Below are 15,453 nucleotides of genomic sequence, written 5' to 3'. Positions count from 1 at the left end.
CTGCCCTTGCATTATTCCTGCCCGGAAGTCTGCTGCGGTCCGACCAGGCGCCTGATTTCCGCCATGAAACTGACATAATCGATTGGCTTTTCGATATAACCGTCGAAGCCGGCCGCCAGCATGCGCTCGCGGTCGCCCTTCATCACGTAGGCGGTCAGGGCCACCACCGGTATCGCCCGCGTCCGCGGATCGTCCTTAAGGATGGCGACCGCCGCGATGCCGTCCATTTCCGGCATCTGGACATCCATCAACACCAGGTCCGGCAATTCCCGCCGGGCGATGTCTATGCCGAGAAGCGCGCGCTCGGCGCAAAACAGCGTGTGGCCTTCGCTTTCCAGCATGATGCTGGTGAGCACCATATTGCCCGGGGTGTCATCGACTATCAGTATGCGTGCCATCATCCACCTCGCGTATCGGGTCGGTCGGCGTCACGGCAGCCGGAGGACGCGCTGATTTCTGCAGCGCGCGGCCAACCTCGAACAAAAACTGCCTCCGGTCGAAACTGCCTTTTTCCATAATCCGCAGCGCTTGCCCGCTCAGACGCCGCCTGTCGTCCGCGCTGACGCTGCCATCGCACAACACCAGCACGGGAACGTCCGCGGCGGGCGGGCTGCGCAGCGCCGCGAGCACTTCGAAGCCGCTGATATCGGACAGCACGAGGCCGACGATCAGCAGGTCTGGCCGGGCATCCCGCAAAGCCGCCAGCGCGCCGGCGCCGTCGGTGTGGCACTGCACTTTGTAATTCAGCGCGGCCAGATCGGCGCTCAGCCGCGCGCAGGTGATCGCATCGTCGATGATCATCACGGTCGGAGCCAGCGCGCGCTCATGGCCCAGTCCCAACGCATACACCGCGTCGCGCAGGCTCTGGTACGACACCGGTTTTTGCAGCAGCTGCGCGGCGCCCATCGCGCAGGCCTTCATCTCTTCCGCCACGATCGAGACGATCACCACCGGCACGCTTTCCAGCCGCGGATTGCTCTTGATCTCGTCCAGCACCACCCAGCCGCTGGCGTCAGGCAGCAGCAGGTCGAGCGTGATCAGATCCGGGACTTCGCTGCGCGCCATGGCCAGCGCCGTCCCGGCGTCGCCTGCGATGCTCACCGCGAAGCCGATGCTCTCCAGGTGAACCTGGAGCAGCTCGGCGGCTTGCGCGTTGTCCTCGATCACCAGCACCCGGCGCGCCGAGCCTGTCGGCGGCGGCGCCTGCGCGTCGCTGCGCAGCGGCAGCCAGATCGAGAACTGCGCCCCGAGGCCGGGCGCGCTGCTGACGCCGACCGTGCCGCCATGCAGCTCAGCCAGCCGGCTGACCAGCGCCAGCCCGAGGCCGCTGCCTTCATGCTGGCGCGAGCTGGAAGAGTCGAGCTGGCTGAAGGTTTGGAACAGCGCCGGCAGGTCGGCGGCCGCGATCCCGTTGCCGCTGTCCCTCACACGCACTTCCAGAAATTCCTGATCGGGCCCCTCAGGCAGCGGCAGCAGGCGGCTCGCCCAGATTTCATCCTCGCCGTAGCCGATGTCGCAGCGCCGCGCGCGATGCAGCGACAGCACCACCCGGCCGCCGTCGAGGCTGAATTTGACGGCGTTCGACAGCAGGTTGTAGGTCATCTGCCGAAATTTCCGCAAATCGACCCTCACCGGCTGCAGCGGCTCGCAAGGCAGAAACTCCAGCCCGATGCCGCGCCGCGCCGCACTGTCCTGCACGATGGACAGGCAGCCGCGCAGCACGGCGTTGGCGTCGATCGATTCCAGCGCCAGCTCCATCTTGCCCGCCTCCACCTTGGACAGGTCCAGGATGTCGTTGATGAGACCCAGCAGGTGGCGGCCGCTGGCGAGCACATGGCCGACGCAAGTGCTCTGCTTGGGACTGAGCGGGCCGATGACGCCGCGCGACAGCAAGTCGGAAAAGCCTATGATGGCGTTGAGCGGGGTGCGCAGCTCATGCGACATATTGGACAGAAACTCGGACTTGAGCCGGCTGGCCTGCTCCAGATCGCGGTTCTTTTGCTCCAGCTCGGCCAGGAGGATGGCGCGGCTTTCCGCCAGCGCGCGCGCCGCGCGCACCTCCGCCGCCTCCAGTTTCTTGTCCATCAGCTCGGCGCGGATGCGCCGGCTCTCGTCCTCGAACTGCTTGCGCCGCAGCTGCGCCCGCACGCGCGCCTTGAGCACGTCGAATTCGCTCGACTTCAGCACATAATCGTCGGCGCCGGTCGACAGGCCCTCGATCATTTCCGCCCTGTCCTCCATCGCGGTCAGCATGATCAGCGGAATGTCGCGCGTGGCCGGGTCGCCCTTCAGGCGGGAACAGGTCTCGGTGCCCGATAGTCCGGGCATCAGGCGGTCCAGCAGCACGCAGTCGACGGTTTGCACCTTCAGCAGCGCCAGCGCCTGCTCGCCCGATTCGGCCAGGATCATGTCGTAGCCCTCGTCGCCGAGCACCTCGGCCAGCTGGTGCAAATAGGTCACGCTGTCGTCTACCGCCAGAATGCGCCGTCCGGCCTGCTGCGGCGCCATGCCGCTTGCGCCGTCGACATTGCGCAGCACCGCCGCCAGCCGCGCCAGCAATATGCCGGCGTCGCCATCCTTTTGCACGAAGGCGTCGGCGCCGGCGTCCAGAGCGTACAGCTCGGCGCCCTCTTCGTCGGCCCCGGTCAGCAGAATGCACGGCACGGTGCGCAAGGCCGGATCGAGGCGCAGCTTGCGCACCACGGCGGCGCCGTCGATGCCGGGCAGCATGCGGTCCACCAGCAGCGCCGCGGGCCGGCGCGACGCCATCGCGCGCAAGCCCTCCTCCCCGCTATGGGCCAGCGCCACCTGATAGCCCTGCTCGCGCAGCAAGCTTGCCAGTTGCTCGCGGTAAGTCAGGCTGTCGTCTATCACCTGCACCAGCGGCGCGGCGTCGACCGGCGTCCCCGCCGCCTCCAGCAGCTGCACCGCGCGCGCCACCAGGCGGTCGCGGTCATAGGGCTTGCCGACATAATCGTTTGACCCGGTCAGCATGCCGCGGATGCGGTCGCTGACCTGGGCCTCGCTAGACAGCACCAGAACCGGCAGGCTGGCGCCCTCGGCCGTGGCGCGCACCTCCCGCAACAGGTCGATGCCATCGCCGTCGGGCAGCATGACATCCAGCACCATCAGGCCGACAGCCTGCCGCGCCATCGCGGCGCGCGCCTCCGCCAGCGAGGCGCAGGCGATGGCGGCCATCCCGCGCTCCGCGAACGCCTCCTCGAGATCGGCCCGGACCGTCAGGCTGTCGTCGACGATCAGCACCGGGGCCGTCATGACGCGCGCCTCCCGGCCAGCGCGGCCAGCGCCGGGCCGATGTCGGCCAGCGGCAGGATGCGCTGCGCGGCGTTCAGCAACGCCGCCTCTCGCGGCATGCCGTACACCACGCAGCTGGCTTCGTCCTGCGCGATCGTCAACCCGCCGGCGGCGCGCACCGCCAGCAGCCCGCGCGCGCCGTCCTGCCCCATGCCGGTCAGCAGCACGGCGGCGGCGGCGGCGCCGTATTCCTGCGCCACCGATTCGAACAGCACGTCGACCGACGGCCGGCACGACAGGCGCTCCGGCCCCGCCTCGCAAACCATCTTGCCGCCGCGCACTTGCAAATGCAGCCCGGGCGCGGCCAGCGCCACGCCGCGCGCCGGCAGCGGCTGGCCATGCCGCGCCAGCCGCACGTCCAGCGCGCAATGGTCGTCCAGCCAGTCGACGAAGGCATGGCCGAAGGGCTCGGCGATATGGATGACCACCAGCAGCGGCAACGGGAAATCGGCGGGCAGGCCGCCCAGCACCTCGACCAGGGCGCTCGGCCCTCCGGTCGACGCCCCCAGCGCCACCAGCCGCATGGACTGCCGCGGCGATGCCGGCGCGCAAGGCGCCGCCGGCGGCGCCTCCTGGGCGGCGCGGCGTCCGCGCAAATGCGTGACCACCTTGATCTTCGCCACCAACTTGAGCATGGCCAGATAGTGCTCGCCCCAATGGTCCTGCCCGGGCATCGGCTTCTCGATCACGTCCAGCGCCCCGGCGGCCAGCGCCTCGTAAGTGCGGAACAACTCGCCGCGGTTGACCGAGGACGAAACCACCAGAATCGGGGTCGGACAATAAGCCATGATGTATTCGGTGGCGGCCAGCCCGGTCATGACGGGCATCATCATGTCCAGCGAGATGACATCCGGGCGCAAGGCTAGGCACAGCTCGATGGCCTGCTTGCCGTCCTCGGCCTGGCCGACCAGCTCGAAAGCCGGGTCGGACTCCAGCAACTCGCACAGGTACATGCGCACCGTCAGCGAATCCTCCACCACCAGCACCCGCAATTTCGTCATCGCAGCACCAGCTCCCCGATCTGCGCCAGAAACGCCGTCTGATCGAATTCGTTCTTGACAATATAACCGTTGGCGCCGGCATCGCTGCCGCGCCGCTTGTGCTCCGCCGTGTCGAGCGAAGTCACCAGCAGCGCCGGGATATCGCACAGCTGCGGGTCGGCGCGCACCTCCGTGATGAAGCCGAAACCATCCATGCCCGGCATCTCGACATCGACCAGGAACAAGCCGTAGCGGTTCTGCCGCGCCAGTTCCAGGCCCTCCTCGGCGGAAGCCGCCAACTCCACCTGGTAGCCGGCCGACTCCAGAATGCTGCTTTCCAGCATGCGGGTGGTCAGAGAATCGTCGACGATCAGGATAGGCGGGCGCGGCGTCGCCGCCTCTCTGTCGCTGCGGCGGGTCAGCGCCCCGCCCAGTTCCTCGGGGTCAAGCACCATGCGCGGCTCGCCCTCGATGTCCAGATACAGTCCCAGCACCATCGGATCGGCCGTCATCAGCGGCGGAAGCGCGCGCAGCACCACGCTATCCACCCCGCCCAGGCGGCTGGCCGCCACCGCCAGCAACGCGCCCCGGCTGCGGATGACCACCGCCGTCATCGCGCGCGGCGACCACTGGTGCGCGGCCCGCCCCGCCGCGCCGATGGCCAGCGGCAATAAAGGCAGCAGTTGGCCTTCATACACGATGGCGCCGCCATCCTCCGAATGCACCACCTGCTCCCGCGGCACCCGCAGCGTGCCCCGCACCGCATCCAGCGGCAACGCCATGGCGCGGCCGTCGGCTTCGACCAGCAACACCTCCATCGCCGCCAGCGACAACGGCACGCACAGCTCGAACGTCGTGCCGCCGGCATCGCTGCTGACGCGGGCATTGCCGCCCAGCTTGCCCATCGCGGCGCGCACCACGTCCATGCCGATGCCGCGCCCGGACAGTTCCGTCACCGAGCCGCTGGTGCTCACTCCGCCTTCCAGCAGCCTGGCCAGCAAGGCGGCATCGTCGGCCGGCGCGTGCTGGCCGCGCTTGGCGAGCGCCGCTCTCAACGCGTCCCGGTCAATGCCGCGGCCATCATCGCGGAAGCGGAACCACACCATGTATCCGCGCCGCGACACCTCCAGCGCGATGCGGCCGGACGCGTCCTTGCCCGAGGCGGCGCGCTGCTCCGGCGTCTCGATGCCGTGCGCCACCGCGTTGCGCACCAGCTGCAGCAAGGCGCCCAGCATCACGTCGAGCACCTCGCCGTCGATGCGCAGCTGCCCGCCTCTGGCATCGAACGCGACTTGCTTGCCGCAGCTGTGGGCGGCGTCGCGCGCGCAGCGCTCCAGCGTGGTGAAAATACTGTCGACCGGGACCAGCCGCAGCCGTTCGGCGGCGTCGCGGGTTTGGCGCAGCTCGCGGTCGATCCGCTCGGCTCCGCCGGCCATCCTCCGCTCCAACGCGTCGAGTTGCGCCGCCAGCGCGCCCTGAGACGCCGCCTCGCCCGCCAGCGCCAGCTCGCGCAAGGCCTCCAGCGCGCCGATGGCGCGCCGCATGCCGGCCAGTTCGGCGCCGATTTCGCCCAAGCCCTCCAGCAATGCATCCACCTCCAGCACATCGGCCCGGACGATGCGCTGCGGCGCGTCCTGCGCCGGCAGGGCTCCGCTCTCGTCGCCGGCTCCAGCCTGATCGGCGGCGCCGGCGTCATTGGCTTCGGCCGACGGCAATTGGGCTAGCAGCGCATTCACTTGGTCGCAGGCGGCCAGCAACTGATCGATCATGCTGCGCGGCAGCGACGCGCCGGCCGAACGCAGCGGGGCCAGCAACGCTTCCACGCCATGCAGCAGGTCGGCGATCTGCGCCTGCCTCACCACCCGCGCCGCGCCTTTCAGCGTATGGGCCCAGCGCAGCAGCAGCGCGATCTGCTCCTCGTCCCCTCCGCTTTGCTCAAGCGCCAGCACGCCCTTGCTCAGCTGCCCGACCAGTTCTCGCGCCTCGATTCTGAAATAGCGGTAGGGATCTTTAGCCATGGCGGGCTCCCGGACTGCGCGGAATGGAGATGCGGCGCGCGCTCATGGCTGCGCTCCCTGCGACGCATGGGCTGCGCGCGCTTCGATCTGCGCGGCCAGCGCGCCGATGTCCAGCACCGGCACCACGCCGGCCCCGGTGCGCACCCCCTCGCGCGGCCGTCCCTGGCCGGCTGAGTCGGCCGATGCGATCAACTGCCCGGCGTCGGCGCAGATGTGCGACTCGAAGGCTTCGAAGGCCAGCGCCAGCGGCGCGCTGGCCTGCGCCAGCACCATCCATCGCGGCGCGGCGCCGGCGGCTTTGCCCAACAGCGCGGCCAATTGGTACACCGGCACGATCTGGCCGCGGAAGTTGGTCACGCCCAACAGCTCGGGCAGCGGACCAGGCAGCTCCAGAATGCGGCGATCGGCATGCAGACCGCGGATATCGGCCAGCCGGATCGCATACGGATCGCCCCCTATCCGTATCGTCAGCAAATTGACGCGGCCGGCGGCCGGCGACGCGGGCGCCAACGAAAACGAGCGGTCGAACTCTTCGCGCAAGCTGGCCGCGCTGTCGGCCAGCGCCGGAACGGGACTCATCGCGGACCTCCAAGGGCAGTCAGTTCGGCGCGGCAAAGGTCGATCAGCGCGCTGCGCGGGAAGCCGCCGCCAAACAGCAGCAGCCGGGATGGATCCTCATGCTGCAGCAGGACCAGGGCCTGGGCCAGATCGCGCCGCGCCGCGTCCAGCTCGGCCATCCGCCGCTCCAGCACGCCGATATGCAGACGCGCCAACGCAAAGCCCGGATCCAGGTAGGCGGCGCTGCGATAGTGGGTCAGCGCCGCCGGATTGTCGCCCTCCTCTTCGCGGCACAATGCCAGCACATAATGCGCGCCGGCATTGAGCTCGTCGCGCGCCAGCAATGCGCGGCAGATGTTCTGCGCCTCCGCCAGCGCGCCGCTCTGGCTGAGCGAGACGGCCTTCAGCAACAACACGTCCGGATCGTCGGCATGCTGTTGCGGCAGCTTCTCGATCAGGGCCAGGCTTTGCTCGAACTGCTCCTTGTGCAGGCACGACAAGGCATGGTGCAAATCCGGCTGCGCCGGCGCGGACTGGCCGTAATCCGCTGGCGGCGCCGCCACCGCCAGCGAATCGATGCGCTGGGCCGCGCGCGCGATCACATTGGCCCACGCGGGATCATTCAGCAGCAATGGCTGGAATGGCGCCCCTTCCCATGCCGGCAGGCTGAATTTCATCGCCGGCGCCGGCTCGCCGGCTTGCGATTTGCGCCGGTAATAGAAGGTGGCGTGGGTGTGGCAAAGATGGAAATCGCTGGACAGGCCGCGCAGGGTTTCCGCATGCCCCAGGAACAAATAGCCGCCGGGGGCGATGGCCTCCGCGATCCGCGCCACGGCGGCCTCGGCCTGCTCCGGACTGAAATACATCAGCACATTGCGGCAGAAGACGATGTCGTAACTGCCGGGCGCCCACAATTCGGCGTCCTCCCGCGCCAGATTGCGCTGCTCGAACCGCACCGACCGGCGCACGCCGTCGCTCAACGCGTAGAGATCGCCATCGCGCTCGAACCAGCGCGTCCGCATCGCGGGGTTCACCTCGCGCAGCGACCAGACCGAATAGCGCGCCGCTCTCGCTTTGGCCAGCATGGCCGGATTGGCGTCGACGGCGCGTATCTGCACGCTGCCCGCGCCAAGGCCCATGGTCTCTCTCGCGGCGATCGCCAGCGTGTACGGCTCTTCGCCCGAGGCGCAGCCGGCCGACAGCACGCGCACCGGCAGGCCTTGGCGCGCCTGCAGGCAGGCCGGCATCGCCACCTCGGCAAAGGCCTGGATTTGCTCGCCATTCCGGTAGAAGTACGTTTCGGTGACGGTCAGGTCGACCGCGAGCCGGTGCAGAGCCTCGGACGGCTCGGGCTCCGCCTCCAGCATCGCCAGATAGGCCGCGTTGTCTCGGCCCCCATGCCGGGCCAGCACCCGCGCCAGATTGCCCAGCTTGGTTTCGTCGAACTGCAAGCCAAGGCGCTCGACGATCAGATCTCGGAATTGCGCCACCTGGGCGGCCGATGGCTCGATGCTCATGGCTCGCCATCCCCAGCCGCCAGGGCTTCCCACATGTCTTCCGGAACCATGCGGCCGGCGCGCAGCACCAGCAGCAGCTCCGCGTCGAGCGTCGCGATCGATTGCACCAGGCCATCGTCGCTCCCGTCCAGCAACGGGGCGATGTCGGCCAGCGCGGCGGCTGGGAGTTGCCTCACGCCGATGACGCCATCCACCGCCAGCGCCAGCTGGCGCTCGCCCAGCGTCAACGTGACGAAACGCGATACCCGCGTCGACAGCGCCGAGCCCACCAGGCGCGCGCAATCGAGCACAGGCACCGGAACGCCGCGTATCAGCGCCAGCCCCAGCAGGAAATCAGACATGGCGGGCACCGGGTCGACCGGCAAGGCGCGCATGATTTCGCGCACATGCGTCAACGGCAGCGCGCACAGGCGGGAGCCGCTCCGGCACAACAATACGGAAAGCAATGATTTGCCATCGAATGCCATGGGGATCCATTTCACTGACAAGCAGAACGATTACCCGCATCACGCAATGCTGGCCGGACTCCCTTTCGCATGATGAGAGAATGGCCGACGTCTTTATGAAGATTACACAAAATTCCTGCCGAAGATCAGCTTTATTGCATAACTCCGCAGTTGAAGCCGCCGGGAGGCAAGCCCCCCCTGCGGCTACCGATGACGGGGCCGCGCGGCCGGGCCGATCCGCGCATCCGGCGCCGCTCAGACGGACAGGGCTGCCCGGATCAGCATGCCCGAGCGCCTGAACAAGGCCTCGGCGGCAGGCGTCAGCCCGAGCATGTGGATGCAGCCATGCACCATGCCGTCCAGCCGTGCGTCATGCGCCGGCACCGCTGCGGCCCGCAGCCGCCTCGCATAGGCCTCGCCTTCGTCCCGCAGCGGATCGTACTCGCACGCCAGGATCGTGGCGGGCGGCAAGCGCTCCAGCGTCGCGGCCCGCATCGGGGCGGCGTAGGCAGGCCTGCCCTCGCCGGTTTCGGCGAGATACGTCTCCCAGCAGAAAGCCATGATGTCCCGGGTCAGGTAGTAGCCGTCGGCATAGGCGGCATGCGAATCCATCGCCAGCCTATCGTCCAGCGCCGGGTAGAGCAGAAGCTGATGCGCAATCGCCGGGCCGTCTCGGTCGCGCGCCAACAGGCACGCCGCGGCGGCGAGATTGCCGCCGGCGCTGTCCCCGCCCACGGCGATCCGCGCGGGATCGATTCCCAGTCGCTCCGCCTGCGCGAAAACCCAGGCCACGCCGCTGTAGAAGTCTTCCAGCGGAACCGGGAAGCAGTGCTCGGGAGCGAGCCGGTAGTCGACCGACAGCACCACGCACTGGCTGGCGTTGGCCAGCGCGCGGCAAGGGTTGTCGTAGAGTTCCAGCGAGCACAGGCACCAGCCGCCGCCATGGGCGAACACGATGGCCGGCTGCGGCGCCGCCGATTGAACAGCGCGCTCCGGCCAGTACGCCCGCACCCGAAGCGGATGCCCGTCGCCGGCGGCCACGGTGAAGGTTTCCACCCTGGCGACCGGCTGCAAGGGGCCGTGCAACGCCGACAGGTCCCGCTCCGTGGCGCGGCGGATGTCGTCGAGCGACACGCTATCTCCCCCGGCCGGCAGCGCGGCGAGGAAGTCGGCGATGTGAGGATCCAGCGGCATGCTCAGGCCCTCCCTTCGAGGAAGGGCACCAGATGCGCGATGAATGCCTCGGGCACCTCTTCCATGATGAAGTGGCCGCAATCCGGCACCACGATGCCGCGCAGATCCGTAGCGTTGTCGCGCATGGTCGCCAGCGGCGCATCGTTGGTCGCATGCTCGGCGCCGATGGCCAGCACCGGCATCGCCAGCTTGCGTTTCGCGCGTTCGCGGTTCTGCCTGATCGTCTCGGGAATCGCGCGGTAATAGGCGAATCCGCCCCGCAGCCCGCCGGGCGCCGCATAGGCCGCGACATAGACATCGACGGCCACGCGGTCGCGGCGATGGGACCAGCGGTCGAACATGAAATCGAGATAAGCCTTCTCGCGGCCGGTAATCAGCGCCTCGGGCAAGTCGGTCAGCTGGTTGAACATGAAGTGCCACAGGAAAATATTCTGTTCCGGCGGCGCGAAGATGTCCGGCGCCGGCGCCAGTCCGGGAATCACCGCCTCGGCGAGCGCCAGCCGGCGGACCGCATCCGGATAGTCGCTGGCCAGCGCGTAGGCGATCCACATGCCGACATCGTGCCCGACAACCTGGTATTGCTCGTGGCCAAGCTCCGCCATCGCGCGGTGCAGCTTGGCGGCGGCGGCGCCGGTGTCGTAACCGTCCAGCGGGCGGTCAGAATGGCCGGTGCCGGGCGGGTCCACGGCAATCGCCATGAAGCCTTTTTCCGCCAGCGCTTGCATGACATGACGCCAGGCGAACCAGGTCTGCGGCCAGCCGGGGATCAGCAACACCGGCTGCCCGCTACCGGCGGAGACGCAATGGATGCGCTGGCCGTCGATGCGGACATAGCGGTGGATATAGTCGTCGTGATCGTGTCGTTCAATGGATGGTTTCATGATGTTCTCCGGTGGCTATCAGGCGATGCCCAGCATGGCGTGGATCTGGGCCCGGTCGACTGCCGCGCCGGCGAAATCGTCGAAGACCTTGCTTGTCACGTTGATGATGTGGCGGTTGATGAACTCGACGCCTTCGCGCGCGCCGTCTTCCTGATCCTTCAGGCAGCACTCCCATTCGAGCGCGGCCCAGCCGGCGTAGTCGTTCTGCGCGAGCTTGGAGAAAATCGCCTTGAAGTCCACCTGGCCATCGCCCAGCGAGCGGAAGCGGCCGGCGCGCTCCAGCCACGAGGTGTAGCCGCCATAGATGCCCTGCCGGCCGCTCGGATTGAACTCGGCATCCTTGACGTGGAACATCCGGATTTGCTCCTTATAGATGTCCAGGTAGTCGAGATAGTCGAGCTGTTGCAGCACGAAGTGGCTCGGATCGAACAGGATGTTGCAGCGCGGGTGCTCGCCGACCAGCGCGTGGAAGCGCTCGAAACTCGCGCCATCGTGCAGGTCTTCGCTCGGATGGATCTCATAGCAAAGATTGACGTCCTGCTCGTCGCAAACATTGAGAACCGGCAGCCAGCGCCTGGCCAATTCATCGAAGGCGGCTTCGATCAGCCCATCGGGACGCTGCGGAAACGGGAACAAATACGGCCAGGCGAACGAGCCGGAGAAGGTGCCCATCTCGGTCAGCCCAAGCCGGCGCGATGCCCTGGCCGCTTGTTCGAGCTTCTCCAGCGCCCATGCGGTCCGCGCCTGCGGCTTGCCGCGCAGCGCCATCGGGGCGAAGTTGTCGCACATGCTGTCATAGGCCGGGTGCACCGCGACCAGTTGGCCGAAGATGTGCGTGGTCAGTTCGCTGACGACGAGTCCATGCTCCGACAGCGCGCCCTGAATGTCGTCGCAGTAGGCCTGGCTTTCCGCCGCGAGGCCGACATCGAACAGCCGCTCGTCCCACGCCGGGATCTGCAGCGCCTTGAAGCCGGTTTGCGCCGCCCATTCCGCAATCGCCGGCAGGCTGTTGAATGGCGCGGCGGCATCGCTGAATTGAGCGAGGTGCAGACTCGGGCCCTTGATTGTTTTCATTCTTCCACTCCAATTATTTGTCGATCGACAAAGAATAGAGATGAAGATGGCTTGCGTCAATAGGCGGATGCGCTAGAATCCACCGCACGACAGCAAACCGTGAGCAAACTATGGCCGGACGGCCCAGAGAATTTGATCGAGACCAGGCCCTGGAAAAAGCGATGCGAGCCTTCTGGGCCCGAGGCTACGAAGGCACGTCGATGGCGAATCTGGTCGATGCGCTAGGCATCGCGTCGGCGCGCATCTACGCCGCTTTCGGCAGCAAGGAAGCGCTGTTCCGCGAGGCGGTGGCCTTGTACGAGTCCGGCCAGGGGGGCTTCGCCGAGCGGGCGATGCTGCAGGAAAAATCGGTCAGGGCCGCGATCGAGCGCATGTTCGTCGATGCGATAGAAACCTACACGCAAACCGGCCAGCCGCAAGGTTGTCTGGTGGTGTCCGCCGCCGCCAGCGGCGCGCTGGAAAACGACCAAGTCATCGCCTGGCTGGCGTCACGCCGGCGCCAGCGCACGCAATCGATCATCGATCTGCTGGCTGACGCGCAGCGGCGCGGCGAATTGAAGCCAGATGCCGACGTGGCCGCCCTGGGCGACTTCTACGCGGTGCTGTTGCATGGCGTTTCGGTCCAGGCGCGCGACGGCGTCGGCGCCGAACGCTTGCGGGCCATGCTGGTTCCCACCATGGCCGCGCTGGATGCGGCGCTGCTCCCCATCGACGATGGCCAAGCGTAGCCCGCGTCGATCGGTTTGATTAGCGGCTCGAAAGCGCGCCATTGAGAAAGCCCGCGGCAACGGCGGGCTTCAGATCTTACGCATGCCGCTCCGGCCCATCATCAGCCGGGGTCAAGTCCACGTTGCGCTCAAACCGCCCGTCTTGCCACCCGCTCCAGGCTAGCCCGCGCGATTACGCGGTGGAATGGCGTGATGACCGCGAGGTAGGTCCGCCCCAGCAAGTTATGGCAATGCACCACAGAGACGATGACGAGCTCCCTGCCGCCTGCCGCGCCGGCGCGCTGCTGGATCGCCAGCCGGAAGTCGAGATGTCGATCGTCCTCGCCCATCACCAGTTCTCCCGCGCTCTTCGACAACAGTGGAAAGAAACCGATCACCGGCCCCCGCGCCGCCGCCGCCATACCCACCGCGCGAGACGATTTGACGCCGACTGTCGCCATAATCATGTCTCGTACCCGCGTCAGCGCGCGAACCCACCACGCCTGAGGCTCGAATCCCGCGCGCACCAGCATTTCAAGATCGTCGCCGGCTCCCGCCGGTAACTGCACCGCATAAGCATCCAGCAGATCCGCACCCCTATAAAGCGGCGCCAGGATGCTGTCGGATGGCACGGGTATCGCATAAGCTTTATGGGCATTGATCATCAAGCAATCTCTCCATGATTTGGGCTTGGCGTAAGCCTGCGTTAGACCTTGTTGCTCTGCGCCCGTCGATTCGGCACGAGCCGGAATAAGCAATCATTGCTTCGACAGCGCGGCCGGATCGCGATTCAGGCGCTCCCGGGATGCGAGCATCGACATGATCCCGTCGCGTTCAGTGGCGATGGCCTCTTTCACGGCGATCTCCGTGAGAATCAGTACCGTCCGTTTCTCACATGACATAACATGCCAAGTGATTCATCGTATCAACTTATCCCATGGCATACACAGCCTGTATGGAGCACGCCGATGCGCACGCTGAATAGACACGACTGGATCGAAGCGGGCTTCGATACCCTCGACAAAGTCGGTTATGGGGGCATTTCCGCAGAGAGCCTCGCGCGTCGGCTGAACGTGACGCGGGGATCGTTCTATCACCACTTCCGCAACCGGGAAGACTTCGTCCGAACGCTATTGGCCACCTGGGAAGACGAGTATACGGATCGCATGCTTTCCTGCGCAGCCAACGGTCATGGCGTGGGCGAGACCCTGAAGCGCTATTTGAGCATCGCGGCAAAGAAAAAAACCGGATGCGAAGTGGCGATCCGTGCCTGGGCGTTGCACGACCCGCTAGTTGCGGAGTTCCAGCAGCGCGTCGATGCAAAGCGTCTGGCGTTTGCAATTGAGACGTCACGCCGATTGGCTCTCTTACCTGGCGAAGCCGAAATGGTGGGCCTGGCTGCGCACCTATGCCTCATCGGCGGCCAACAGGCCGGACTGAGGCGCGATGCCGAACGGTTCAACCACTTCGTGCAGCGCGCACTTTCCTTCGTTGAAAAAATGCATTTTCTCCGGCGCGCGTGATGTGTGCGATGAAAGTTCGAACTGCCGCTGCTAGCGATAGATCAACGACATACCCCTCGCACAAGGCGGATAGCCAAGTAAAGACAGACGACTGGTTCTCGGCCTTTGCTGACGGCCATGCCTATGTGCCAGCATGGCTGCTAACGGCCAGGACCTGTCATTCGCGACAGTCGGCTTTCGGGCAGCAAATTTCTACTGATTTGGATAGTAGCCGAATGGCTTGCAAGTGCCGGCTCAGGGCGTCGATAGCACCCGCTTCGCACGACGGCTGTCGAGGCGCACAATTTCAGCAAATGCGGAGGGAACCATGAACGCTGCAACCTTGATGGCGAAACTGGCTGGAATCAGGAAGGCTGTGGAGGACGTGCTCAACGAGAACGTCTCACGCAATCGAAGCCAAGGAGAAACACGGCTGCGAGCGCAGTATGAGCCGGACTTGGTCGGACATTACTTTGCCCAGGCAAACGACTACGTGAACAAGCTGAAGACACTGTTGCCTGAGCTGTACGGTGATTTCCAGGCCATTGACACTGAGGCCGCCGTGAAGATGGCGCTGAGCGCGAATGATCCTAAGCCGAACTACTTTGGCCGACAGCAGCTTGAACGGCTGAGCCGCGACATCGATCAAGTGTTTGAGATACGCGCGAACAGCCAGCTACAGCAGCCGGTGCGAGCAGCACCCAAGTGCGTATTTATCACACACGGCAAGTCTCATGATTGGCGCGCAGTGCAGGAATACGTCGAGAAGGATGTACAGCTCCCAACCATTGAGCTGGCGCAGCAGCCAAACATTGGTCGCACAATCATTGAGAAGTTATTCGACAGCGCTGGTAACTGCGACTCTGCGGTGATAGTGATGACGGGAGACGACACGGCGGGCGAAGAGGTTCGCGCCAGAGAAAACGTGCTTCACGAGATCGGATTCTTTCAAGGCCGCTATGGTCGCGATCGAGTTGTCCTGTTGCATGAGGAGGGTGTGAACATCCCAACCAACCTGAGTGGTGTCGTCTATAGCTCGTTCCCCAAGGGTCGCATTGAAGCATCGTTTCACTTGCTGCTGCGTGAACTGAAGGCGATGTATAACGGTTGAGTCTCCGTTTCGAATGCCCAGAGGTACGGAGGTGATCTACTCCCCCTAGCCCACCGATCAGCGAAACCAGCTCAGCCGCCCCGTGCTTTACCGGACATCTAGAACCTTGAACGACTGATTTGCCGACACCAATGTTCACTGTCGGGTGTC

General features: G+C 66.1%; 14 protein-coding genes. 3 read left to right on the top strand and 11 right to left on the bottom strand.

Annotated features, from left to right (window positions below; translation table 11 throughout):
- Positions 1 to 11 precede the first annotated feature (11 nt).
- The 10 genes from VA599_RS06785 to VA599_RS06740 all read right to left on the bottom strand — a co-directional run bounded on the left by VA599_RS06785 (position 12) and on the right by VA599_RS06740 (position 11,983).
- Complete coding sequence (locus VA599_RS06785) at positions 12 to 401, bottom strand: response regulator (protein WP_031295646.1); 390 nt, start codon at positions 399 to 401, stop codon at positions 12 to 14.
- Positions 373 to 3,276 (bottom strand): response regulator, encoded by a 2,904-nt coding sequence (locus tag VA599_RS06780; protein ID WP_346788043.1) that lies wholly within the window; start codon positions 3,274 to 3,276, stop codon positions 373 to 375. Before VA599_RS06780 ends, VA599_RS06785 begins: the two co-directional genes overlap by 29 nt.
- Positions 3,273 to 4,316: a chemotaxis-specific protein-glutamate methyltransferase CheB gene (cheB, locus tag VA599_RS06775; protein ID WP_346788042.1), complete on the bottom strand. Its 1,044-nt coding sequence runs from the start codon at positions 4,314 to 4,316 to the stop codon at positions 3,273 to 3,275. The genes VA599_RS06780 and cheB overlap by 4 nt, the downstream gene beginning before the upstream one ends.
- Positions 4,313 to 6,313 (bottom strand): response regulator, encoded by a 2,001-nt coding sequence (locus VA599_RS06770; RefSeq protein WP_021474908.1) that lies wholly within the window; start codon positions 6,311 to 6,313, stop codon positions 4,313 to 4,315. Before VA599_RS06770 ends, cheB begins: the two co-directional genes overlap by 4 nt.
- Before the next feature lie 42 nt (positions 6,314 to 6,355).
- Positions 6,356 to 6,892 (bottom strand): chemotaxis protein CheW, encoded by a 537-nt coding sequence (locus VA599_RS06765; protein WP_346788041.1) that lies wholly within the window; start codon positions 6,890 to 6,892, stop codon positions 6,356 to 6,358.
- On the bottom strand, positions 6,889 to 8,388 hold the full coding sequence (locus VA599_RS06760) for a CheR family methyltransferase (RefSeq protein ID WP_346788040.1): 1,500 nt from the start codon (positions 8,386 to 8,388) through the stop codon (positions 6,889 to 6,891). The genes VA599_RS06765 and VA599_RS06760 overlap by 4 nt, the downstream gene beginning before the upstream one ends.
- A complete protein-coding gene (locus tag VA599_RS06755) occupies positions 8,385 to 8,855 on the bottom strand; it encodes a chemotaxis protein CheW (RefSeq protein WP_346788039.1) in 471 nt (156 codons plus the stop codon). Before VA599_RS06755 ends, VA599_RS06760 begins: the two co-directional genes overlap by 4 nt.
- A 234-nt stretch (positions 8,856 to 9,089) precedes the next feature.
- A complete protein-coding gene (locus VA599_RS06750) occupies positions 9,090 to 10,028 on the bottom strand; it encodes an alpha/beta hydrolase (RefSeq protein WP_346788038.1) in 939 nt (312 codons plus the stop codon).
- A 2-nt stretch (positions 10,029 to 10,030) separates the two neighbouring features.
- The gene (locus tag VA599_RS06745; protein ID WP_346788037.1) at positions 10,031 to 10,909 is read right to left on the bottom strand and encodes an alpha/beta hydrolase; all 879 of its coding nucleotides are present in this window, start codon (positions 10,907 to 10,909) and stop codon (positions 10,031 to 10,033) included.
- Positions 10,910 to 10,927: 18 nt separating this feature from the next.
- Entirely contained in the window at positions 10,928 to 11,983 is a 1,056-nt protein-coding gene (locus VA599_RS06740; protein ID WP_346788036.1) for a sugar phosphate isomerase/epimerase family protein, read from the bottom strand.
- 161 nt (positions 11,984 to 12,144) lie between these two features.
- Here VA599_RS06740 and VA599_RS06735 point away from each other — a divergent pair, with 161 nt between their 5' ends.
- Entirely contained in the window at positions 12,145 to 12,711 is a 567-nt protein-coding gene (locus tag VA599_RS06735; RefSeq protein WP_346788035.1) for a TetR/AcrR family transcriptional regulator, read from the top strand.
- Between the two features lie 128 nt (positions 12,712 to 12,839).
- Here the strand turns inward: VA599_RS06735 and VA599_RS06730 are convergent, their stop codons facing one another.
- Positions 12,840 to 13,355: a DUF2867 domain-containing protein gene (locus VA599_RS06730; protein ID WP_346788191.1), complete on the bottom strand. Its 516-nt coding sequence runs from the start codon at positions 13,353 to 13,355 to the stop codon at positions 12,840 to 12,842.
- Positions 13,356 to 13,658: 303 nt separating this feature from the next.
- Between VA599_RS06730 and VA599_RS06725 the strand changes: the two genes are divergently transcribed.
- Positions 13,659 to 14,213 (top strand): TetR/AcrR family transcriptional regulator, encoded by a 555-nt coding sequence (locus VA599_RS06725; RefSeq protein ID WP_346788034.1) that lies wholly within the window; start codon positions 13,659 to 13,661, stop codon positions 14,211 to 14,213.
- A gap of 307 nt (positions 14,214 to 14,520) precedes the next feature.
- On the top strand, positions 14,521 to 15,303 hold the full coding sequence (locus VA599_RS06720) for a TIR domain-containing protein (protein ID WP_225548283.1): 783 nt from the start codon (positions 14,521 to 14,523) through the stop codon (positions 15,301 to 15,303).
- Positions 15,304 to 15,453 lie beyond the last annotated feature (150 nt).

Source organism: Chromobacterium indicum, from assembly GCF_039708975.1.
In the GTDB taxonomy this organism is placed as follows: domain Bacteria; phylum Pseudomonadota; class Gammaproteobacteria; order Burkholderiales; family Chromobacteriaceae; genus Chromobacterium; species Chromobacterium piscinae.
This window is presented reverse-complemented; position numbering and strand designations above follow the sequence as displayed.